The 21,538-nt window shown below is 61.4% G+C and carries 23 protein-coding genes; 17 read left to right on the top strand and 6 right to left on the bottom strand.

The window, feature by feature from the left end; translation table 11 throughout:
• Positions 1 to 92 precede the first annotated feature (92 nt).
• Positions 93 to 839: an AzlC family ABC transporter permease gene (locus tag ICI42_RS16800; RefSeq protein ID WP_188165746.1), complete on the top strand. Its 747-nt coding sequence runs from the start codon at positions 93 to 95 to the stop codon at positions 837 to 839.
• A complete protein-coding gene (locus tag ICI42_RS16795) occupies positions 836 to 1,186 on the top strand; it encodes an AzlD domain-containing protein (protein ID WP_188165745.1) in 351 nt (116 codons plus the stop codon). The genes ICI42_RS16800 and ICI42_RS16795 overlap by 4 nt, the downstream gene beginning before the upstream one ends.
• Here ICI42_RS16795 and ICI42_RS16790 read toward each other — a convergent pair.
• The 4 genes from ICI42_RS16790 to ICI42_RS16775 all read right to left on the bottom strand — a co-directional run bounded on the left by ICI42_RS16790 (position 1,183) and on the right by ICI42_RS16775 (position 4,148).
• Positions 1,183 to 1,605: an HIT family protein gene (locus tag ICI42_RS16790; RefSeq protein WP_188165744.1), complete on the bottom strand. Its 423-nt coding sequence runs from the start codon at positions 1,603 to 1,605 to the stop codon at positions 1,183 to 1,185. The two genes, ICI42_RS16795 and ICI42_RS16790, sit on opposite strands and share 4 nt — an antisense overlap.
• Positions 1,606 to 1,672: 67 nt before the next feature.
• A complete protein-coding gene (locus tag ICI42_RS16785) occupies positions 1,673 to 2,905 on the bottom strand; it encodes a GNAT family N-acetyltransferase (protein ID WP_407945175.1) in 1,233 nt (410 codons plus the stop codon).
• A gap of 42 nt (positions 2,906 to 2,947) precedes the next feature.
• Positions 2,948 to 3,679 carry a glycerophosphodiester phosphodiesterase gene (locus ICI42_RS16780; RefSeq protein WP_188165742.1) on the bottom strand — a complete coding sequence of 244 codons (732 nt, stop codon included), beginning with the start codon at positions 3,677 to 3,679 and terminating at the stop codon, positions 2,948 to 2,950.
• Positions 3,680 to 3,683: 4 nt separating this feature from the next.
• Positions 3,684 to 4,148 (bottom strand): RidA family protein, encoded by a 465-nt coding sequence (locus ICI42_RS16775; protein WP_188165741.1) that lies wholly within the window; start codon positions 4,146 to 4,148, stop codon positions 3,684 to 3,686.
• A 148-nt stretch (positions 4,149 to 4,296) separates the two neighbouring features.
• On the opposite strand from ICI42_RS16775, the gene ICI42_RS16770 reads away from it, so the two are divergent.
• Together ICI42_RS16770 and ICI42_RS16765 are read left to right on the top strand one after the other, a co-directional pair.
• Positions 4,297 to 5,127 carry a cell envelope integrity EipB family protein gene (locus ICI42_RS16770; protein ID WP_188165740.1) on the top strand — a complete coding sequence of 277 codons (831 nt, stop codon included), beginning with the start codon at positions 4,297 to 4,299 and terminating at the stop codon, positions 5,125 to 5,127.
• A 13-nt stretch (positions 5,128 to 5,140) separates the two neighbouring features.
• Complete coding sequence (locus ICI42_RS16765) at positions 5,141 to 5,419, top strand: DUF4031 domain-containing protein (RefSeq protein ID WP_188165739.1); 279 nt, start codon at positions 5,141 to 5,143, stop codon at positions 5,417 to 5,419.
• Here ICI42_RS16765 and chrA read toward each other — a convergent pair.
• Positions 5,416 to 6,618, bottom strand: coding sequence for a chromate efflux transporter (chrA, locus tag ICI42_RS16760; RefSeq protein ID WP_188165738.1), 1,203 nt, complete (start codon positions 6,616 to 6,618; stop codon positions 5,416 to 5,418). The genes ICI42_RS16765 and chrA overlap by 4 nt on opposite strands.
• A gap of 350 nt (positions 6,619 to 6,968) precedes the next feature.
• On the opposite strand from chrA, the gene rpsB reads away from it, so the two are divergent.
• The 13 genes from rpsB to lpxB all read left to right on the top strand — a co-directional run bounded on the left by rpsB (position 6,969) and on the right by lpxB (position 20,053).
• Positions 6,969 to 7,751: a 30S ribosomal protein S2 gene (rpsB, locus tag ICI42_RS16755; protein WP_188165737.1), complete on the top strand. Its 783-nt coding sequence runs from the start codon at positions 6,969 to 6,971 to the stop codon at positions 7,749 to 7,751.
• Positions 7,752 to 7,868: 117 nt separating this feature from the next.
• Positions 7,869 to 8,789, top strand: coding sequence for a translation elongation factor Ts (gene tsf, locus ICI42_RS16750; RefSeq protein ID WP_188165736.1), 921 nt, complete (start codon positions 7,869 to 7,871; stop codon positions 8,787 to 8,789).
• 93 nt (positions 8,790 to 8,882) lie between these two features.
• A complete protein-coding gene (gene pyrH / locus ICI42_RS16745) occupies positions 8,883 to 9,605 on the top strand; it encodes a UMP kinase (protein ID WP_188165735.1) in 723 nt (240 codons plus the stop codon).
• 39 nt (positions 9,606 to 9,644) lie between these two features.
• On the top strand, positions 9,645 to 10,199 hold the full coding sequence (gene frr, locus ICI42_RS16740) for a ribosome recycling factor (protein ID WP_188165734.1): 555 nt from the start codon (positions 9,645 to 9,647) through the stop codon (positions 10,197 to 10,199).
• Between the two features lie 23 nt (positions 10,200 to 10,222).
• Complete coding sequence (locus ICI42_RS16735) at positions 10,223 to 10,942, top strand: isoprenyl transferase (RefSeq protein WP_188165733.1); 720 nt, start codon at positions 10,223 to 10,225, stop codon at positions 10,940 to 10,942.
• Positions 10,943 to 10,948: 6 nt separating this feature from the next.
• Complete coding sequence (locus ICI42_RS16730; RefSeq protein WP_188165732.1) at positions 10,949 to 11,779, top strand: phosphatidate cytidylyltransferase; 831 nt, start codon at positions 10,949 to 10,951, stop codon at positions 11,777 to 11,779.
• Between the two features lie 84 nt (positions 11,780 to 11,863).
• Positions 11,864 to 13,003 (top strand): RIP metalloprotease RseP, encoded by a 1,140-nt coding sequence (gene rseP, locus ICI42_RS16725; protein WP_188165731.1) that lies wholly within the window; start codon positions 11,864 to 11,866, stop codon positions 13,001 to 13,003.
• Positions 13,004 to 13,221: 218 nt separating this feature from the next.
• Positions 13,222 to 15,582: an outer membrane protein assembly factor BamA gene (gene bamA / locus ICI42_RS16720; protein ID WP_188165730.1), complete on the top strand. Its 2,361-nt coding sequence runs from the start codon at positions 13,222 to 13,224 to the stop codon at positions 15,580 to 15,582.
• A 76-nt stretch (positions 15,583 to 15,658) separates the two neighbouring features.
• Entirely contained in the window at positions 15,659 to 16,714 is a 1,056-nt protein-coding gene (gene lpxD / locus ICI42_RS16715; RefSeq protein ID WP_188165729.1) for a UDP-3-O-(3-hydroxymyristoyl)glucosamine N-acyltransferase, read from the top strand.
• The gene (fabZ, locus tag ICI42_RS16710) at positions 16,711 to 17,178 is read left to right on the top strand and encodes a 3-hydroxyacyl-ACP dehydratase FabZ (protein WP_188165728.1); all 468 of its coding nucleotides are present in this window, start codon (positions 16,711 to 16,713) and stop codon (positions 17,176 to 17,178) included. The genes lpxD and fabZ overlap by 4 nt, the downstream gene beginning before the upstream one ends.
• A gap of 13 nt (positions 17,179 to 17,191) precedes the next feature.
• Positions 17,192 to 18,022: an acyl-ACP--UDP-N-acetylglucosamine O-acyltransferase gene (gene lpxA / locus ICI42_RS16705; protein WP_188165727.1), complete on the top strand. Its 831-nt coding sequence runs from the start codon at positions 17,192 to 17,194 to the stop codon at positions 18,020 to 18,022.
• Positions 18,000 to 18,896, top strand: coding sequence for an LpxI family protein (locus ICI42_RS16700; protein WP_188165726.1), 897 nt, complete (start codon positions 18,000 to 18,002; stop codon positions 18,894 to 18,896). Before lpxA ends, ICI42_RS16700 begins: the two co-directional genes overlap by 23 nt.
• Positions 18,893 to 20,053, top strand: a complete 1,161-nt coding sequence (gene lpxB, locus ICI42_RS16695) for a lipid-A-disaccharide synthase (RefSeq protein ID WP_188165725.1) — start codon at positions 18,893 to 18,895, stop codon at positions 20,051 to 20,053. Before ICI42_RS16700 ends, lpxB begins: the two co-directional genes overlap by 4 nt.
• 49 nt (positions 20,054 to 20,102) lie before the next feature.
• Here the strand turns inward: lpxB and gltA are convergent, their stop codons facing one another.
• Complete coding sequence (gene gltA, locus ICI42_RS16690) at positions 20,103 to 21,392, bottom strand: citrate synthase (protein WP_188165724.1); 1,290 nt, start codon at positions 21,390 to 21,392, stop codon at positions 20,103 to 20,105.
• Positions 21,393 to 21,538: the final 146 nt, after the last annotated feature.

Here is a 21,538-nt window from a genome sequence, read left to right as displayed (position 1 = left end):
TATGGCGTGGCGCAAGCGATGATCGTGGCTGGCATGGAATGACGGCCAGATTGCGCGTCGCTACGTCCCGCACCTTGTGGTAATCGGCTGCTATGTCCGAGACTTCAGACGATAAAGCAGGCTCCGGCCGGCGTTCCCTGTATTGGCTCCTGCGCGGTATGGCCACGGCCTTCTCCGTGCCGGGCCTGATCCTCAGCAGCGCCTTCATCGGTTTTGGTGGGCTGGCGAAAGAATCCGGCATCAGCCTGTTGCAAGCCGTGTTCATGGTGGGGACGGTCTGGGCGCTGCCCGCCAATGTCGTTCTGATCGGCAACATCGTCGCTGGTGCGTCGCTGCCGGCCGCGGCCTTCGCCGTGGCATTGTCGTCCGTCAGGCTGATGCCGATGGTCGTAGCCCTTGTGCCGGAGATGCGGACGCCGAAAACGCGCTCCTGGGTGCTCTATCTGCTATCCCACTGCGTCGCGGTGACGTCCTGGGTGCTCGCCATGGAGCGGTTCAGGCGCGTTCCGCGCGACATGCGCACTGTGTTCTATGGCGGGCTCGGCTGGACGCTGGTGGTCGTCAATATGGGCGTCGTCGCTGTCGTCTACGCCGTGGCCGATGAATTGCCGCCGGCGGTCGCAGCCGCACTGTTCCTGATCACGCCGATCTATTTCCTTTTGTCGCTGTGGGGCTCGGCACGCGAACGGGCGAGCCATGTCGCGATGGTCGTCGGCATCGTGCTGGGACCGTTGTTGCATCTGGTCGTTCCAGGCTTTGATCTGTTGATCGCCGGGACCGTCGGCGGCGGCATCGCCTATCTGTTTCATCGCAAGAGACAGGCGAGGGCCGCCGCGTGACATTCCAGTCCATTGATGCCTGGTGGTGGCCGTTCCTGTTCATCCTTGTCGGCGGCTGGCTCGCGACCGACACATGGCGCTTTCTCGGCGTTTATTTCGGCGGCCGGATTTCCGACGAATCGGATGCTCTGGTGCTGGTGCGCTGTGTAGCCACCGCATTGGTCGCCGCCGTCATCGGCAATCTCGTCGTCTTTCCAAGCGGAGAACTGGCCAACACCGGCCTGCTCCTGCGACTGGCCGCCATGGCATCCGGTTTTGCCGCCTTTCTGGGGTTGGGCCGCCACGTGCTGTTGGGGATCGCGGTGGCAATAGGCGTGCTCGAAATCGGTATAGTCCTGGGTTTCTAACCCAAAGCAGCCCTGATCTTCTCGGCATTCGCCGCCAGAATGTCCGGCTTTTCCATCTGGCCGGTATGCGGCTTGAGCGAGACGCCTTCAAAGCGGGGGATCACATGCACATGCAGGTGGAACACGACCTGGCCGCCTGCCGTCTCGTTGAACTGTTGGACGGTCACGCCATCGGCCGAAAAGGCCGATTTCACCGCAATCGCCATTTTCTGCGTGGTTCGCGCCACCGCCGCCAGACTGTCGGCGTCGACATCCAGCAGGTTGCGTGACGGCTTCTTGGGCAGGACCAGGCAATGGCCGTCGCCGCGCGGCATGATGTCCATCAGAACGAATGTGTCGTCATCTTCGTAGAGTTTGTGGGCAGGCAGTTCGCCGCGCAGGATTTTGGCGAAAACATTGTTCTGATCGTAGTCTGCCATATCGGTCCCCGGATTTCGTGGGCAATGAATCGTGTTGGGCAATTGTGCATGTCGCTCGACGTGCCGGTCAATCGTCGTCGCGGGCGTCGGCGTCGGTTCTCTCTCCCTTGCGGAAGGGGCCATGCTCTTCGAGATACTCGGCCGCGCGCGCGACCTCAAGGCGCTCGCGGCGCAGATAGTCGTCGATGGCGTGCCGCAGACCGGGATGGGAGATGTAGTGCGCCGAATGGGTGGTTACCGGCCGATAGCCGCGCGCCAGCTTGTGTTCCCCCTGCGCCCCGGCCTCCACCACCTTAAGCTTTCGGTCGATGGCGAAGTCGATGGCCTGATGGTAGCAGACCTCGAAATGCAGGAAGGGGTGATCTTCGATACAGCCCCAGTTGCGACCGTACAGCGTGTCCGAGCCGATGAAATTGATGGCGCCGGCGATGTAGCGCCCGTTGCGCTTGGCCATGACCAGCAGCGTGTCGTCGGCCATGCGTTCGCCGATCAGTGAGAAGAAGGTTCGGTTGAGATAGGGCCGGCCCCACTTGCGTGCGCCCGTGTCCATGTAGAAGGCGTAGAAATCGTCCCAGACACGCTCGGTCAGATCCTTGCCCGTCAGCCATTCGATGGAGATGCCGGGCTCAAGCGCTTCGCGGCGCTCCTTGCGCAGGTTCTTGCGCTTGCGTGAGGCGAGCGTGTCGAGGAAATCCTCGTAGCTTGAAAAGCCCTCGTTGAAGAAATGAAATTGCTGATCGTTGCGGTGCAGATAGCCGCATTGCTCGAGCACCTCGGCCTCTTCCAGGGTCGCAAAGGTCACATGGGCCGAAGACAGGCTCAGCCGGTCCGTCAAGGTGGCAAGCCCTTGCGCGAGCGCTGCCTGCACGGAAGCTCTATCCATGCCTTGCGCGACCAGCAGGCGCGGCCCGGTCGCCGGCGTGAACGGCACGGCGCATTGCAACTTGGGATAATATCGGCCGCCGGCCCGTTCGAAGGCATCGGCCCAGCCATGGTCGAAGACATACTCGCCCTGGCTGTGCGACTTCGCATAACAGAAGGCGGCGCCCAAAAGACGTCCTCGGCTGTCTTCCAGACGAAGGTGCTGCGGCTGCCAACCTGACTTCGACGATGCGCAACCCGATTCTTCTACAATCGACAGAAACTCGTGCGAAACGAACGGGTTATACGGAATTGCTAAATTGGCTTTAGAAGTTCCGGAAAGCGATTTCCATTCGTCGCTCCCGAAATTATCCATACCGGAGACGACGCGGATCGTAAATTCCTCGCCCGCTCCGTCATCGTCCATGCGTTTTGCCATAGCCGAATATCTAGCCTCAGACTGTGGCGATACAAGCACCCATCAGGCGGTCGGTGCGGAATCGGGATCGAATCCCTCGAACGTCATCTGGTCGGCATAGTCGAAGGTCGTTCTGACCGCCGCGTGATCTCGCACCGTCCAGGTGATCACCGGCATAGAGAGCTTGTCGCGCACGAAGGAGACGAAGCGGTTGGGAAGGTGCACCACGCCATAGGAGACGAACGAGATCCCGTGCGCCAGCATGGAAAAATGCGCTTCCAACTCATGGTTCTTGTCGCCCCATGCCGTCAGACCGGCGGGAATGCCGGGCGCCTTGCTGGCGAAATCGCGGATCAGCCAATGATCGAAGGACATGATGGCGGCCGGTCCGTCATAGCGCGCCAGTCTTTCGCCCACCGCAGCCACCAGCCCGTCATCCTTGCCGGGAGTGCCCTTGAGTTCGATGACCAACGGGACGCGGCCAGACACGAAGGCGAGCATTTCGTCGAGCGTGGGGGCGTGGTCATCGGTGCCGCCGATGCGCAATGCACCCATTTCCGCCGCGGTGCGCTGCCAGACATAGCCTTCGACGCCGGCAAGGCGCTTCAGATCGTCATCGTGGAACACCACTGGCACACCGTCCGACGAGAGGTGGACGTCGCACTCGATGGCGAAGTTGTTGTCCACGGCGGCGGAGAAGGCCGACAGCGTGTTTTCCCACCGCGTCTTGTTGAGGTCGTGATAGCCGCGATGGGCGATGGGCCGCGCGGTCAGCCAGGAGGGAGCGGGGGTCATGGCGTTACTCGGTCTCGAAAATGGCTTCGATCTCGACGGCGGCGTTCAAAGGCAGCGAGGCGACGCCGACCGCAGCGCGTGCATGCTTGCCAACATCGCCCAGGGCGGCAACCAGGAAATCGGAGGCGCCATTGGCGACAAGGTGTTGCTCGGTAAAGCCGGGTGCCGAAGCCACGAAAACCGTTATCTTCACGAGACGCACGATTTTCTCGAGATCGCCGAGCGCCGCTTTCGCCTGCGCCAGAATGTTGATCGCACATTGCCTGGCAGCTTCCTGTCCGGCAGCCACGTCGACATCTTGGCCGAGAAGACCGGTCGCGAGCAGCTTGCCATCCTTGAGCGGAAGCTGGCCGGCGGTGAACAGCAGCGAACCGCTCTGCATGAACGGCACGTAATTGGCCGCCGGTGCTGCTGCGACAGGCAAGGTAACGCCGAGCCCGGCAAGCCGCTTTTCGATTGTGTCGCTCATGATCTTTTCCTAGTTTCGACGTAGTGTGCGTCTGCGAAGGCGAACGCAGTGTCGAAACTGCTATGTTTGCCTCGCTTCCGCCATGACTTTTTTTAACGTGGACCATCATTTCAAGCGGCCTGACCGGCCAAACGTCCGGAGCATCCCCATGCGCGTTGTGCGCCTAGCAGTTCTCGCCCTGGCCTCATCGGCATCCGCAGTCGGCTACGCGTCGGCCACGCCGGTGCTCGTCCCGCACCGCGCGGTTTATGACGTAGCGCTCGATGAAGCCTCTGACCGGTCGGGAATCACGTCGCTGAGCGGCCGCATGGTCTATGAATTCAACGGCTCGGCCTGCGAGGGCTATACCGTCAAATTCCGCTTCGTCACCAACATCGAAAATGGCGAATCGTCTCGGGTCACCGACCAGCAGACGACGACCTTCGAGGAAGCCGGCGGCAAATCCTTCTCCTTCGCCACGAAATCCTTCGTCGACCAGCAGCTCGAACGTGAAGTGAAGGGGACCGCGACGAGCGAGGGTAACGGTCTCAAAGTGTCCATCGACAAACCCGAGACCGAGAAACTGGATTTGGCGGCGACGCAGTTTCCGACGCAGCACCTGGTTGAACTCATCGACAATGCGGAGAAGGGCGAGACCTTCTACGAGACGACGCTGTTCGATGGCTCGGAAGATGCCGACAAGATCATGACGACGACGGTGATCGTGGGTAAGAAAGCCGAAACGGCGAGCTCCGACCCGGAGGTTTCAGCCCTGGCCGGCCTGTCCAAGGACAAGTATTGGCCGGTCGATATCGCCTACTTCAATCCGGAAGGCGAGGGCGGCGAGGAAGTTCCGACCTATCGCATCAGCTTCAAGCTGCATGAGAACGGCCTGACCCGCGATATGACGATGGACTATGGCGATTTCTCCATCACCGGCAAACTGGTCAACCTGACCGTTTTCGACAACCCGCCCGCCGGCGAGACATGCGACCAGTAGCCTGAAGTCCGACATGGCGGTTTATGTCGATGCTGCCATCTGGCATTTCGCCGGGCGGCGCTGGTGTCATCTTCTGGCCGACGACGAGGTTGAATTGCACCGCTTTGCGGCACAACTCGGCATAAAGCGCTCGTCCTACCAGGGACCGCCAAAGACCTCGGCGCCGCATTACGACATTACCGGCCTGGAGCGTGACCGCGCGGTCCGGCTGGGTGCCGTGGAAAGCAGCCGGCAGGAAATCGTCGAGATCTTTCGCCGGGTGCGGGTCCGAGGCGGCAAGAAGCCGCGTTAGGATAGCGCCAGCGAGGCCAACGGCAACACGACGACCACGGCCCAGGACGGGATACGCGCGTAGACCAGCAGACAGAAGCCCGCGACGGCTATCGCTGCGTCCTGCCAGCTCAACACTGCCGCCTGCAGCACCGGATCGTATAGAGCCGCCGCGAGAATACCGACGACGGCGGCGTTGGCGCCGCGAATCGCCGCATCTGCTTTCGGCCTCGCTTGAAGGTCGGCTGCGAAGGGAAGGGCGCCGTAGACCAGAAGCAGGCCGGGCAAAAAGATGCCCATCAGCGCGAGGCAGGCCGCAACGATTCCGCCCAGCGGCTGCACGGCTGCGGCGCCCAGATAGGCGGCGAAGGTGAACAGCGGGCCAGGCATGGCCTGCGCCAGGCCATATCCGGCGAGAAAACTATCCGCGCTGACCCAACCCGGCGCTACAACCGAAGCTTCGAGCAGCGGCAACACGACGTGACCGCCTCCGAACACCAGCGCGCCGGAGCGATAGAAGGCCTCGAAGAAGGCCGGGAACGGCGACATTGCGAGCTGCGCCAAAACCGGCAAGCCGATGAACAGCAGGGCTGCAAGCGTCAGCGCAATCCATGCGGACCGCTTCGACACCGGGACGAACCGGCCCTCGCGGGCAAGCGGGGTATGCCCTGCGCAGAGGAACATGCCGGCAATTGCTCCCAGCACGATGGCGCCGAGTTGGCCGGCGGCACCTGCCAACAGGGAAGCCAGGAGGAGTGCTGCCGCACCGATCCCGATGCGCGGCAGGTCCGGTGTGAGGCTTTTCGCCATGCCCCAGACCGCTTGCGCGACGATTGCCGCCGCAACCAGTTTCAAGCCATGCAGCAGGGCATCCGCCGTTTCGCCGCTGAAGCTCGCGGCCCCGAGCCCGAGTGCTGCCATGAGAATGGCCGACGGCAGCGTGAAGGCGAGACATGCCGACAATCCGCCGACAAGTGTGCCAGTCCGGAACAGGCCGAGGGAAAATCCGACCTGGCTGGAAGCGGGCCCCGGCAGGAACTGGCACAGCGCGACGAGTTCGGCATAGGCTTTGTCGTCGATCCATTTGCGCCGGCCGACGAATTCGTCGCGGAAATAGCCGAGATGCGCGATGGGACCGCCGAAGGAGATGAAGCCGAGCTTGAAGAAAGCAAAGAAAACTTCGACAGGAGTTCCTCGGTGCGGGCTCTTGGATTCGGGCATGAAAGGCTTGTCCGGCTCTGGAAATTCGGCGGTTTGCCGGCGCTGTTATCTCAATTTCATGACGGTTTGATGTGGGAGGGCAAGAGCGGCTGGAGGCCTCACCCGGAATCGAACCCGGTGCAAGGAGTTGCAGTCCTCTGACCCCGCAACCGCTACAAGGCAGCAAGTCTCGCTCTGCATCTTTACCGCTTTGTGTTGCTTTCGACCAGCGACCCGTGTATGTGCCGCAGCATTCCACACACGGATATGGGTCTTTTCCGGGAGAAATCCGGCCAAGACCTCCGGTGGCGCAAGGGCTTTGGCCCGAACCGTCAAAATCCGTGGAGGCCAACCGGAAAGGAAAATAACGAATGGCACTGCCTGATTTCAGCATGCGCCAGCTCTTGGAAGCTGGTGTTCACTTCGGCCACCAGACCCACCGCTGGAACCCGAAGATGGCGACATACATTTATGGCGCCCGCAACAACATCCACATCATCGACCTCAGCCAGACGGTTCCGCTCCTGAACCAGGCGCTCAAGCAGGTTTCCGATACCGTCGCTCGCGGCGGCCGCGTCCTGTTCGTCGGCACCAAGCGTCAGGCTTCTGACATCGTCGCTGACGCTGCCCAGCGTTCGGCTCAGTATTACGTCAACTCGCGTTGGCTCGGCGGCATGCTGACCAACTGGAAGACGATCTCGAACTCGATCGCCCGTCTGCGCAAGCTAGACGAGATGCTCGCCGGCGAAGCCCAGGGCTTCACCAAGAAGGAGCGCCTGAACCTCGACCGCGAGCGCGAGAAGCTGGACAAGGCTCTCGGCGGCATCAAGGACATGGGCTCGACCCCGGACCTGATGTTCGTGATCGACACCAACAAGGAAGCGATCGCGATCCTCGAAGCCAAGCGTCTCGGCATCCCGGTCGTCGCGATCATCGATTCGAACTGCGACCCGGACAAGATCGACTATCCGATCCCGGGCAACGATGACGCGGCCCGCGCCATCCAGCTCTATTGCGACCTGATTGCCAAGGCTGCCATCGACGGCATCGCTCGTCAGCAGGGCGCGCTCGGCGTCGACGTCGGCGCATCGGCCGAAGCTCCGGTCGAGCCCGCTCTGGGCGAAGAGCCGGCCAGCGAAGCGCCCCAGGCTTAGTTAAAAAAGGCCGGTCTCCGGCCTTTTACCACTGTTTCAGGCGCGTCTGCGCCAGCGTCAGGCGCACCATCGCAATCCCGGTGGTGCGCCCGCGTGTTTCAAGACAAAGAGGCTAATATGACGATTACGGCTGCACAGGTGAAAGAACTCCGCGAACTTTCGGGCGCGGGCATGATGGATTGCAAGGCGGCTCTGACCGAGACCGGCGGCGACATGGAAGCTGCGGTCGACTGGCTGCGCAAGAAGGGCATCTCCAAGGCCGACAAGAAGGCCGGCCGTACCGCTGCCGAAGGCTTGATCGGTGTCGACTCCGGCGTTCGCGAAGCGGTCGTCGTCGAAGTCAACTCCGAGACCGATTTCGTGGCGCGCAACGCTGCCTTCCAGGAGATCGTCACCAATATCGCCAAGGTCGCTCTGGCTTATGGCGACACGGAAGCCGTTGCGGCAGCGAAGTATCCGCATTCCGACAAGACCGTGACCGAGACCATCAAGGACGCCGTCGGCACCATCGGCGAGAACCTCAGCTTCCGCCGCTCGTCCAAGCTGTCGGTCTCCCAAGGCGCGGTTGCCAGCTATGTGCACAACGCTGTGGCCGACGGCCTCGGCAAGCTCGGCGTTCTGGTCGCCATCGAGACCGCTGGCAATGCGGAAGCCGCCGGCGCCTTTGCGCGCCAGGTTGCCATGCATGTCGCAGCCACCAACCCGCTGGCCCTGACGCCCGACGAAGTCGACGCATCGGCCGTGGAGCGCGAAAAGGCGATCTTCTCCGACCAGGCCCGCCAGTCGGGCAAGCCGGAAAACATCATCGAAAAGATGGTCGAAGGCCGTCTGCGCAAGTTCTACGAGGAAGTCGTGCTGTTGAAGCAGGCTTTCGTGCTCAACCCCGACCTGACGGTCGAGGCAGCGCTCAAGGATGCGGAAAAGCAGATCGGCGCTCCTGCGAAGATCACCGGCTATATCCGTTTCGCGCTGGGTGAGGGCATCGAGAAGGAAGAGTCCGACTTCGCCGCCGAAGTGGCCGCTGCCGTCAAGCAGTAAGCTGGTCCTTTCTGGGAATACTGAAGGGCGCTGCGTGACAACGCGGCGCCCTTCGTGTATCCGGGCTTCGACTACCGCATACGGGGAAAATACATGACGGCCAAGCCACTCTACAGGCGCGTCCTGCTGAAAGCGTCAGGCGAAGCCTTGATGGGCGAACAGCATTTCGGCATCGATGTTTCGGTGGTCGACCGCATCGCCTCCGACATCGCCGAGGCGCGGGCGCTAGGTGTCGAGGTCGGCGTCGTCATCGGCGGCGGCAACATCTTCCGCGGCGTGGCCGTGGCCTCCAAGGGCGGCGACCGCGTGACCGGCGACCATATGGGCATGCTGGCGACCGTCATCAATTCACTCGCGCTTCGCACCTCCCTGACCAAGCTCGGGGTCGATGCCGTCGTGCTGTCGGCTATCGCCATGCCGGAGTTGTGCGAAGGCTTTTCCCAGCGCAAGGCCACCGCCTACATGGACGAAGGCAAGGTCGTGATCTTCGCCGGCGGCACAGGAAACCCGTTCTTCACCACCGATTCCGCAGCCGCTCTCAGAGCGGCCGAAATAGGCGCAGATGCGCTGTTCAAGGGCACCCAGGTGGATGGCGTCTATTCCGCCGATCCAAAGAAGGATCCGACTGCGACGCGCTACGAGCGCATTTCGCACCAGGAAGTTCTCAGCAGGGGCCTGTCCATCATGGACACGGCGGCCATTGCTCTTGCGCGCGAAAACAACATCCCGATAATCGTCTATTCGATCCATGAAAAAGGCGGGTTCGGCGAGATTTTGAAAGGTGGCGGCCGCTGCACTGTCGTGGCGGATGCCTGATCTGAAAAGACTCCGCCGCAAGGCGGGCAAGGAGGCCAGATGAGCACGGACTACAAAGACCTTCAGCGCCGCATGGACGGCGCCATCAACGCATTCAAGACCGATTTGGCTTCCTTGCGCACAGGACGCGCGTCGAGCAACCTTCTCGATGCCGTGACCGTCCAGGCTTATGGCTCGGCGATGCCGATCAACCAGGTTGCCAACGTCTCGGTCCCCGAGCCGCGCATGATTTCGGTCTCGGTGTGGGACAAGTCGATGGTCAGCGCCGTCGATCGGGCCATTCGCGAATCCAATCTCGGCTTCAACCCCATCGTCGACGGCACGACCTTGCGCATTCCCTTGCCGGAACTGAACGAACAGCGCCGCAAGGAACTGGTCAAGATTGCCCACACCTATGCCGAGAATGCCCGCGTGGCCGTCCGTCACGTGCGCCGCGATGGCATGGACGCGCTCAAGAAAGCGGAAAAGGACGGCGACATCAGCCAGGACGATCAGCGTGTTCAGTCCGACCGTGTGCAGAAGCTCACGGATGAGACGATCACCGCTATCGACGGCTTGCTTGCCGGCAAAGAAACCGAGATCATGCAAGTCTAGGATTGCCTAGCCGAAGGCTGGATATGACCACGCCCACTCACATTGCGATCATCATGGACGGCAATGGCCGCTGGGCGAAAGCGCGCGGCCTGCCGCGCGCTGCTGGCCACAAGGCGGGTGTGGATGCGCTGCGCCGGACGGTGCGCTCCGCGGGCGATCTCGGCGTGAAATGGGTCACCGTCTACGCCTTCTCCTCGGAAAACTGGTCGCGGCCGCAGACCGAAGTCACCGACCTGATGAGCCTTTTGAAGATTTTCATCAGGCGCGACCTCGCCGAACTGCATAACAGCGGCGTGCGCGTGAAGATCATCGGCGACCGCCACAACCTGAAAGCCGACATTCGCGGATTGCTGGAGGAAGCGGAAACGCTGACGGCGCGGAATTCGGCGATGACGCTGGTGATCGCCTTTAACTATGGCGGTCGCGACGAAATCGCCCGCGCGGCCGCGAAAGCCGCCCAGGCTATCGCGGACGGCCGCTTTACGGCCGCCGAACTCACGCCGGAGCGCTTCGAAGGCTTCCTGGATACGATCGACATACCCGACCCCGACCTGCTGATCCGGACCAGCGGCGAGGTTCGGCTTTCGAACTTCCTGCTCTGGCAATTGGCCTACACCGAACTCGTCTTCATGCCGTGCTACTGGCCCGATTTCGGACGCGAGCAACTGCTTGAGGCAATCAGCGAATACACCAGCCGGGACCGGCGCTTCGGCGGCCTGGTCGACCGCGATGTTGCGTCGTAACCCGGCATGAGCAACCTCCAGGTTCGCACGATCTCCGCTATCGTCCTGGCAATCGTGGTCCTCATCCTGACATGGCTCGGCGGTCCTTGGTTCCGTCTGTTGAGCGCGGTCATCGGCGCTTGCGTCTTCTTCGAATGGACGCAGATGTCGCGCCGCTCCACGCCTCGTCGTTGGAGCGAGGGCGGGCTGGGCATCCTGCCGGAGGTGTTGCTCGCCATCTTTCTCGTTTGCCTGCTCGCCGGCGTCGAAGCGCTGACGCTGATCGGACTTGGCGTGGCGCTGGCTGTCCTGCTGACGATTGTCACCCTGTGGCGCAAGGCGTCATGGTGGGAGTTCTCCGGTCTCGTCTACGCTATGCTGTCCGCCGCGCCTTTGGCTCTGTTGCGCGGAGATAATTTTTCGGGCTTCCTTGCCATCATCTTTCTGTTCGCGGTCGTCTGGTCGACGGACATCTCGGCCTATTTCGTCGGCAAGGCCGTGGGCGGCCCGAAACTCGCGCCCTCGATCTCGCCGGGGAAGACCCGCAGCGGGGCGATGGGCGGCGCAGCGGGTGCTGTGATCGCCGGGATTGTCGTTGTCCTGATTGCCGGTACGGGAAACCTTCCGCTCCTGGCGCTCGCAGCCTTCCTGCTGTCCATCGTCTCCCAGGCGGGCGACCTGTTCGAATCCTGGGTGAAGCGCCGTCATGGCGCAAAAGACTCGGGCTGGCTGATTCCCGGTCACGGAGGCGTTATGGACCGTGTGGACGGGCTTGTGGTCGCAGCCCTCGCACTGTACCTCATCGGCTGGGCAGCGGGCGAGGCGGGGTCACCTTCGCAAGCGCTGTTTCCGGTTTGAACTTAAAAGGCCCTTTCGGGCACGCCACGGTTTAGCCGGGTTTCAAGGGAAGCTGGCGGCGACGCCGAAGTTCGAGGGCACGATTTGACTGACTATCTTCCCAGCTTCCTGAGTACGGATGGGATCCTGATCGGCACGATCATACCCTTCCTGTTCGTGCTGACGGTCGTCGTCTTCGTGCACGAAATGGGTCATTATCTCGTTGGCCGCTGGTGCGGCATCGGTGTCAAGGCGTTCTCGATCGGCTTCGGGCCGGAGATTGTCGGTTTCAACGATCGCCATGGCACACGCTGGAAGCTCAGTGCGATTCCGCTCGGCGGCTATGTCAAATTCGTCGGCGACATGAATGCGACGAGCACGCCGGACGCCGCCGCCGAAGCCCAGCTTTCCGCCGAAGATCGCAAGGTCGCCTTCCACACCCAGCCGGTTTGGAAACGGGCCGCGACGGTGATTGCTGGCCCGCTGTTCAATTTCATCCTGACGATCGCAGTCTTTGCCGTCTTCTTCGGCGTCTACGGTCGCTACGTCATGGATCCCGTCGTAGCGGAGGTTCGCCCGGACAGCCCTGCGGCAATCGCGGGTATAGAGCCCGGGGATCGCTTCGTCAGCGTCGACGGGCGTCCGGTCACCACCTTCTCCGATGTTCAGCGCATCGTTTCGGCAAGGGGCGGGGACCCGTTGGTTTTCGTCATGTCGCGCGATGGCCGGGACGTGACGCTGACCGCCACCCCCGAACTCGCCGACCAGCAGGACGGTCTCGGCAACACCGTCAAGGTTGCCGTGATAGGCGTGGTCAGCAATGAAGAGGTCGGCCAACCCCGGCTTATCACCTATTCGCCTGGCGAGGCGCTCGTTCAAGCTGTCAACGACACCGGCTATGTCATTGCACGAACTGGGCAATTTCTTCAGCGCTTCGCCTTTGGCCGTGAAGACAAGTGTCAACTCGGCGGTCCGGTAAAAATTGCCGGCATGGCGGGGCAGGCGGCGAAGATCGGGTTCGAGAGTCTGATCCAACTAGCGGCTCTGCTGTCAGTTGGCATTGGATTTCTCAATCTTTTACCGATTCCCCCGCTTGATGGCGGGCACCTGCTCTTTTATGCAATCGAGGCTGTGAAAGGCAGGCCGGTATCGGAACGCGCCATGGAGGCGGTCTATCGTGTCGGCTTCGTCGCGGTGCTGGCCTTCATGGCTTTCGTGTTCTGGAATGACCTTTTTGGGTGCTGAAATCATTAAGGAATTTCTACCGGCGACCACCACTGTTGACCGCCCGTTTACCATGACGGGCAATATGCGTGACGCGAATGTCACGCTGGCGAGCTAAGTAAATACAAATTAACCAGAAGTCTTGCGTGTAGGGAAAATCCGGTTAATACGGAATGGGAATTTACCGCGACGTCCGGTTTTCTCGCCGTGGGGACTTCGAGAAAAGGTTATAAAGCCCGATGAAGGCAGCATTTAAATTCAAGAGCGCCGTGTCTGCGGCAGCTTTGTCAGCCGCGCTGATCGTTCCAGGCTCAGCGATGCTTCAGTTTGTTGCCGTTTCGGCTGCAGAGGCAGCCGTGGTCAGCCGGATCGAAGTGCGCGGCAATCAGCGCGTCGACGCTGAAACCGTCCGCAACTACATCGCGATCAAGCCGGGCCGCCAGTTCAGCGCGACCGACATCGACGAAGCCGTGAAGGCGCTCTTCGGCACGGGCCTGTTCTCGGATGTCCGCGTCAACCAGGTCGGCTCCTCGCTGGTCGTTCAGGTTTCCGAGTACCAGGTCGTCAATCAGGTCATTTTCCAGGGCAACAAGAAGGTCAAGGACGCGCAGCTCGCAGCGGCCGTCCAGCTCAAGCCCCGTGGCGGTTTCTCGCAAGCGGCGATGGATGCCGATATCGAGGCGATCAAGAGCGCCTACAGCCGTGTCGGCCGTGACGATGTCACCGTCACCACCCAGGTCATGGATCTCGGCGAAAACCGCGTCAATGTCGTCTATACCATCACGGAAGGCGACCGCACAAAGATCGCTTCGATCAATTTCGAGGGGAACAGCGCGTATAGCGACCGTCGGCTGTCCGACGTCATCAGCACCAAGCGCTCGAACTTCCTGTCGTTCCTGATGCGCGACGACATCTATGATGCCGACCGCCTGCGCGCCGACGAAGAGGCTCTTCGTCGCTTCTACTTCAACCGCGGCTATGCGGATTTCCAGGTGATCTCGGCTGAGGGCGTTCTCGACCCGGCCACCAACCAATACACCATCAACTTCACCATTGATGAAGGTCAGCGTTATACCTTCGGCGATGTGAGCGTCGAAAGCACCATTCCGGAGCTGGACCCGACTCAGTTGCAGTCGCTTGTCGAAACGACCAAGGGTAGCGTCTACAGCGCCAAGGACGTCGAAGACAGCATCGTGGCTCTGACCGAGCGTGCGGCCGGCATGGGCTACGCATTCGCCCAGGTCACCCCGCGTGGCGACCGCAATTTCGAAAACCACACGATCTCCGTTGTCTACACCATCGACCAGGGTCAGCGCGCCTATGTCGAGCGCATCGAAATCCGCGGCAACGAGCGTACGCGCGACTTCGTCATCCGTCGTGAGTTCGACATTGCCGAAGGCGATGCGTTCAACCAGGTTCTGATCCAGCGCGCCAAGAAACGTCTTGAAGCGCTGAACTTCTTCGAGAGCGTCCAGGTCTCCACGGCGCCGGGTTCGCAGCCCGATCAGGTCGTGCTGGTCGTCGATGTCGTCGAAAAGTCGACGGGTGAATTCTCGATTGGCGCCGGTTATTCGACCGGTGGCGAGAATGCCGGTGCGACCGTCGAAGGTTCGATCACCGAGCGCAACTTCCTCGGCCGCGGCCAGTTCATCCGCGTCTCCGCCGGCGGTGGCGAAAACTCGCGCGACTTCGGCCTCTCCTTCACCGAGCCTTATTTCCTTGGCTACCGCGTCGCGGCCGGCTTCGACGTGTATCGCCGTACCCGCGAATACGATACCTATGACAGCGACGTGACCGGCGGTACGATCCGTTTCGGTCTGCCGATCACCGAAAACATCTCGACGCAGCTCGCGTACAACCTGTCGCGTGAAGAGTATGAGATTTCTGAGGATTGTACTGCAGACCCAAACTGCAACCCTTCATTCGCTATCGTCGATGCTGCGAAAATCAGCCCTTGGATCAAGTCGTCCGTCAGCGGAACCTTGGTGTACAACACCATCGACGACATGAAGAGCCCGCATGACGGCATCTATGCCAACTTCAATGTTGAAGTTGCCGGCCTGGGCGGCGATGCCAAGTTTGCAAAGTTCACCGGACGCGCAACGTACTACAAGACGCTGTCCGAGGAACTCGACGTCGTCGGTCTCGTCTCCGGTGGTGCCGGTCATGTAGTGGGCTTTGGCGACGACGGTCTTCGTGTGTTCGACCAGTTCCAGGCGAACAGCCGCATGATTCGTGGCTTCAAGCAGAATGGCTTTGGTCCCTACGATCCGGGTGCGTCTGACGATACACATCTTGGCGGCACGACCTACTTCAACGCTTCGGTCGAAGCGCAGTTTCCGGTTCCGATCGTTCCGGAAAGCTTCGGTCTTCGTGGCGCGGTCTTTGCTGATGCTGCAACCTTGTATGGAAGTGAAATCAGGGTTGATGCCGGCGACAGCGTGTTGGGTACCGACTCCAAGTGGCGCGCCTCTGTCGGCGTCGGCCTTCTGTGGGCATCTCCCTTCGGTCCGCTCCGTATCGACTATGCTGTTCCGGTTTCCAAGGAAGACAGCGACGACACGCAGGAGTTCAACTTCGGCATATCGACCCGCTTCTAAGCTGCGGATCGCATCTTCCGGGCCGGTTCGGCCCGGAAGTCTTTTTGGCCAGGCGTAAACTGGATATAATTTTCTTATGACGGATCCGGTATTTTTCGTGCCGTCCCGCCGCTTGACGGTGGGCGAGGTCGCGAGCCTGACCGGTGCGTCGCTGCTCAATGACGCTCACGCCGGCATAATCATCTCAACGATTGCATCCTTGTCCGACGGTGGCGCCGAAGCCCTCGTCTTCGTGGAGGGCAAGCGCAACGCCGCACCGCTGTCCACCGTAACCGCCGCCGCTGTTCTGTGCACCGCCGAGCTTGCCGACCGCGTGCCTGCAAACACAGCCGCCCTGGTTGTCCGGCGGCCGCAGCAGGCATTCGCCATGATCGGGCGCATCCTCTTTCCCGATGCCGCCAAGCCGGTGCCGATAACCAAGTCGACCGGTGTCTCTTCCTCCGCGCATGTCGACCCGAGTGCGTCCATTGAGCAAGGTGCCGTGATCGAGCCCGGAGCGGTCATCGGCGCGCATGTGGCGATCGGCGAGGGGACCATCGTCGCAGCCCATGCGGTGATCGGCGGTTCCGTCCAGATCGGCCGCAATTGCTACATCGGGCCTCAGAGCACCGTTCAATACGCGCTTCTGGGCAATGACGTCATCATTCACGCCGGCGCGCGCATCGGGCAGGACGGCTTCGGCTTCGTCGGCGGCCCGCGCGGCCCCGAGCGCATGCCGCAGATCGGCCGCGTGATTATCCAGGATAATGTCGAGATCGGCGCCAACACGGCGATCGACCGTGGCGCGCTCGGCGATACGGTCATCGGCGAGAACACGAAAATCGACAATCTCGTCCAGATCGCGCACAACGTGAAGATCGGCCGGAATTGCCTTATAGCAGCACATACTGGTATTTCCGGCTCGGTCACGGTAGGGGACAACGTCCAGATGGGTGGCGCTGTCGGCCTTGCGGATCATCTGACCATCGGCGCCGGCGCGCAGCTCGCCGCCCGCAGCGGTTTTATGAACGATGTCCCGGCCGGCGAAGTGTGGGCGGGATATCCGGCTCAGCCCATGTCATCGATGATGCGTGAGGTGGCCATGATCAGACGGCTGGTGGCCCGGCCGCGTAAGAAAGGTACAGAGGAATGACGGAGCAGACAGCGGATTCGACGCTTGGCGTCGCCGACATCATGGAGATGATGAAGCTGTTGCCGCACCGCTATCCCTTCCTGCTGGTCGACCGCATCATCGAGATCGACGGCGACGATTCGGCCATCGGCATCAAAAACGTCACCATCAATGAGCCGCATTTCCAAGGCCATTTCCCAGACCAGCCGGTGATGCCCGGCGTTCTGATCATCGAGGCGATGGCGCAGACCGCCGGCGCCATCTGCATCCGCAAGGCGCTCAATGACGGTCCGTCGCTCGTCTATCTAATGACCATCGACAATGCCAAATTCCGCAAGCCGGTTGTGCCCGGCGACCAGATGCGTATTCACGTCAAGAAGATGAAGAGGCGAGGCAATCTGCTGAAATTCGCATGCGAAGCCCATGTGGACGGCGCGCTGGTTGCCGAGGCGGAAGTCGCAGCCATGATGGCCGCAAAAGACTGAGATGGACATGGGTATGAATACCGAAACAGTAATCCATCCTTCGGCGGTGGTCGAAGCCGGCGCGGAAATCGGCGCTGGCGTCCGTATCGGACCGTTCTGTCACATCGGCCCAGACGTACGCATCAAAGACAATGTCGAACTGTTCGGTCATGTCTCGGTCATGGGCGGAACGACGATCGGCGAAGGCTGCAAGGTCTACCCGATGGCTATTCTCGGTGCGCCGCCCCAGAACGGCAAGCACAAGGGTGGCAAGACGACGCTGGATATCGGCGCCAACTGCACGATCCGTGAAGGCGTCACCATGCATACCGGAACCGATACGAGCCGTGGCCATACCGCCATCGGCGCGAACGGCAATTTTCTTGCTTACGCTCACATCGCGCATGATTGCGTCGTCGGCAACAACGTCACATTCGCCAATGGCGCGACGCTGGGTGGCCATGTCGAGATCGGCAACAACGTCAACATCGGCGGATTGACCGCTGTCCACCAGTTCGTGCGCATCGGCGACAATGCCTTCATCGGCGGCTGCTCGGCCGTGGTCGGCGATGTCATTCCCTATGCCATCGCGGTGGGCAACCGCGCCAGCCTGCGTGGCCTCAACATCATCGGGCTCAAGCGCTCGGGACTTGAGCGCTCCGACATCCACACACTTCGCCGTGCATACCGCTTCATTTTCGACCGTTCGCACACCATCGCCGAGAATGTCGACAAGGCCCGGGTCGAGTTCGCGGATTCGCCGACGGCGATGAAGATCATCGAATTCATGAGTTCGCGCGGCAAGCGGCATTATGCGATGCCTCCGCTCAAAGCTGTTGTCGATGACGACACAGACGACGCCTGAGACAGACGAACGTCTTCCAGCCGGCAGCAAGGTCGGGATCATTGCCGGCGGCGGCATGCTGCCGGTGGAAGTCGCCAAAAGCCTGAGCGCAAAGGGAAAAGCCCCTTTCATCCTGATCGTCGAGGGTGAGGTTACGGCCCATCTCGATGAGCTCAGCCAGTTCGAACATGAGACGCTCGCGCTCGAACGCATCGGCAATCTCGTCACCGTCCTGCAACGCCATGGTGTGACGCATCTCGTCATGGCGGGCGAAATCAGGCGGCGACCTAAGTTGAGCGCCATCAAGATCAATCTTGGGCTGCTCAGAGTGCTTCCCGAACTCCTGAAAGCGCTGACACGGGGCGACGACGGGCTGTTGCGCATCGTCATCAAGGGGTTCGAAGCACGCGGCATCACTATTGTCGGCGCGCAGGACATCGTACCCGATATCTTGGCAAGCCAGATGGTGCTGACGAAAACCGGCCCGCGAAAAAGCGATTGGCCGGACATTGAAGCGGCCTTTGTTGCGGCCAAAACCATCGGCCGGCTCGATATCGGGCAAGCGGCTGTTGCCATTGGCTCGCGCGTCATCGCGCTGGAAGGCATCGAAGGCACTGCCGGCCTGCTGGACCGCGTGAAGGGCCTGCGCGGCCATGGCCGGCTTGCCGGGCGGCAGCGCGGCGTTCTGGTCAAATGCGCCAAGCCACAGCAGGAATTGCGTGTCGATCTTCCGACCATAGGGCCCGAAACCATCGAGTCGGCGCATGCCGCCGGCCTGGCCGGCGTCGTCGTCGAAGCCAATCGGTCGATCGTGCTCGACAGCGCTTCGGTGATTGAAAAAGCGGACCGCTACGGCATGTTCGTTCTCGGGCTGCGTCGCGAGGAGCTTCCATGACCAGACCGCTGAAAATCGCCGTTGTCGCCGGCGAAGAATCCGGCGACCTGCTGGGCGCCAACCTCATCGAGTCCCTCAAAGCGATCGCAGGCCGCGATGTCGAAATCGTCGGCGTCGGCGGGCGGCATCTGCAGGCGCTCGGTCTGCACTCGCTGTTCAATGCCAGTGATATCGCACTCATGGGGCTGAGCGCCATCGTGCGGGATTTGCCTCGGCTGATGCGCCGCATCGGCGAGACCGCCCGCTTCGTGGCCTCAGAGAAGCCCGACTGTCTCGTCACCATCGACAGCCCGGATTTTTCCCTGCGTGTCGCCAAAAAGGTTCGTGCGCTCGCTCCGTCCATCCCCATCGTCCATTATGTCTGCCCCAGCGTCTGGGCGTGGCGGGAGAGCAGGGCGCCCGCGATGAAGCCTTATGTCGACGAAATTCTCTGCATCCTGCCGTTCGAACCGAAAGCGCTCGAAGCGCTGAACGGCCCCAAGGGAACGTTTGTCGGACATCGCCTGTCGACCGAGCCGACGATCCAAGCGGCACGGGAGAGGCAGGCCGTGCCTCGCGATCTTTCGCCCGACCGTGTGAAGAACCTGCTTCTGTTGCCCGGCTCCCGCCGCAGCGAGGTCCGGCATCTCATCGGCCCCTTCGGCGAGGCCGTCTCATTGCTCAAGGCGCGCGGGCATCGCCTGCGGCTGCTGTTGCCCACGGTTCCGCATGTCGAACAACTGGTATCCGAAGCCGTCTCCGGTTGGGAGCAGAAACCGGAAATCACCACCGACCTGGCCGATAAGGGCAGGGCGTTCGGCGAGGCGGATGCGGCGCTGATTGCCTCCGGCACGGTGTCGCTCGAACTGGCCTTGGCCGGGGTGCCGATGATATCTTGCTACAAGTTGGACCCGCTGATGCGCATGATGCAGGGGCTGGTGAAAATCTGGAGCGCGTCGCTGCCCAACCTCATTGCCGACGCACCGGTGGTTCCGGAATTCTACGACCGATATGCCCGGCCCAACTCCATGGCCCGGCATATGGAAGCGCTGTTCCAGGACACCGAATTGCGGGCCTGGCAAAGGCAGGGTTTTGCCGAAATCCGTAGCCGGATGCAGACGGACCGTCCGTCCGGCGAGCTCGCAGCCGACGTGGTTCTCAGGCACATAGCACAATAAAAAAGCTCCGGAGCGCGAGGCTCCGGAGCTTTCGATTCCGTAAAGACGCTCAGCGCTTGGCGATGGCGATGTAGTCCCGCTCGGTCGCACCGGTGTAGAGCTGGCGCGGACGGCCGATCTTCTGGCGCGGGTCCTCGATCATTTCCTTCCACTGCGCGATCCAGCCGACGGTGCGCGCAAGCGCGAACAGCACGGTGAACATGGTGGTGGGGAAGCCCAGCGCCTTCAAGGTGATGCCCGAATAGAAGTCGATGTTCGGATACAGCTTCTTTTCGATGAAGTAGCTGTCGGTCAGGGCGATCTTTTCGAGTTCCATGGCCACATCGAGCATCGGATCGTCCTTGATGCCGAGTTCGCCGAGCACCTCATGCGTGGTCTTCTGCATGATCTTGGCGCGCGGATCGTAGTTCTTGTAGACGCGGTGTCCGAAGCCCATCAGCCGGAACGGATCGTCCTTGTCCTTTGCCTTGGCGATATATTCCGGAATGCGGTCGACGGAGCCGATCTCCGCCAGCATGTTGAGCGCCGCCTCGTTCGCGCCGCCATGGGCAGGGCCCCAGAGGCAGGCAATGCCGGCAGCGATGCAGGCAAACGGGTTGGCGCCCGATGAGCCGGCAAGCCGCACCGTCGAGGTCGACGCATTCTGCTCGTGGTCGGCATGCAGGATGAAGATGCGTTCCATCGCGCGTGCCAGCACCGGGTTGACCTTGTACTCCTCGCACGGCACCGCAAAGCACATATGCAGGAAGTTCGAGGCGTAACCGAGCTCGTTCTTCGGATAAACGAATGGCTGGCCGATGTGGTATTTGTAGGCCATCGCGGCAATTGTCGGCATCTTGGCGATCAGCCGGATCGATGCGACCATGCGCTGGTGCGGATCGGAGATGTCGGTCGAATCGTGATAGAAGGCCGACAGCGCGCCGACCACGCCGCACATGACGGCCATCGGGTGGGCGTCGCGGCGGAAGCCGCGGAAGAACCACGCCATCTGCTCATGCACCATGGTGTGGCGGGTCACGCGATAGTCGAAATCTTCCTTCTGCGCCTTGGTCGGCAGGTCGCCATACAGAAGCAGGTAGCAGACCTCGAGGAAATCGCCATGCTCGGCGAGTTGGTCAATCGGGTAGCCGCGGTGCAGAAGCACGCCTGCGTCGCCGTCGATATAGGTGATTTCCGACTCGCAGCTTGCCGTGGAAGTGAAGCCGGGATCGTAGGTGAAGGCGCCGGTCGTCGCGTATAGAGAAGCGATGTCGATGACATCCGGGCCGACAGATCCGCTGCGAATCTTCAATTCGTGCGTTTTTCCGTTCAATTCCAGTTTCGCGTTGGATTCCGTCATCGCAAACTCCCTAAGTTTTTCTGCGCCATCTGAACGACGGCCGACTTTCAAATTCTTGCACAAGGCGTCACTGGCATGCGCAACAGTGCCTCCAGCGCGGGATATATGACCGTGTGAAATGCCGCCGCAATGTTGCACTGCACCCC

The organism is Oryzicola mucosus, from assembly GCF_014534685.1.
Classification (GTDB): domain Bacteria; phylum Pseudomonadota; class Alphaproteobacteria; order Rhizobiales; family Rhizobiaceae; genus Oryzicola; species Oryzicola mucosus.
Note: the sequence above shows the minus strand (reverse complement) of the source record. Positions and strands in the feature narration are given on the sequence as shown.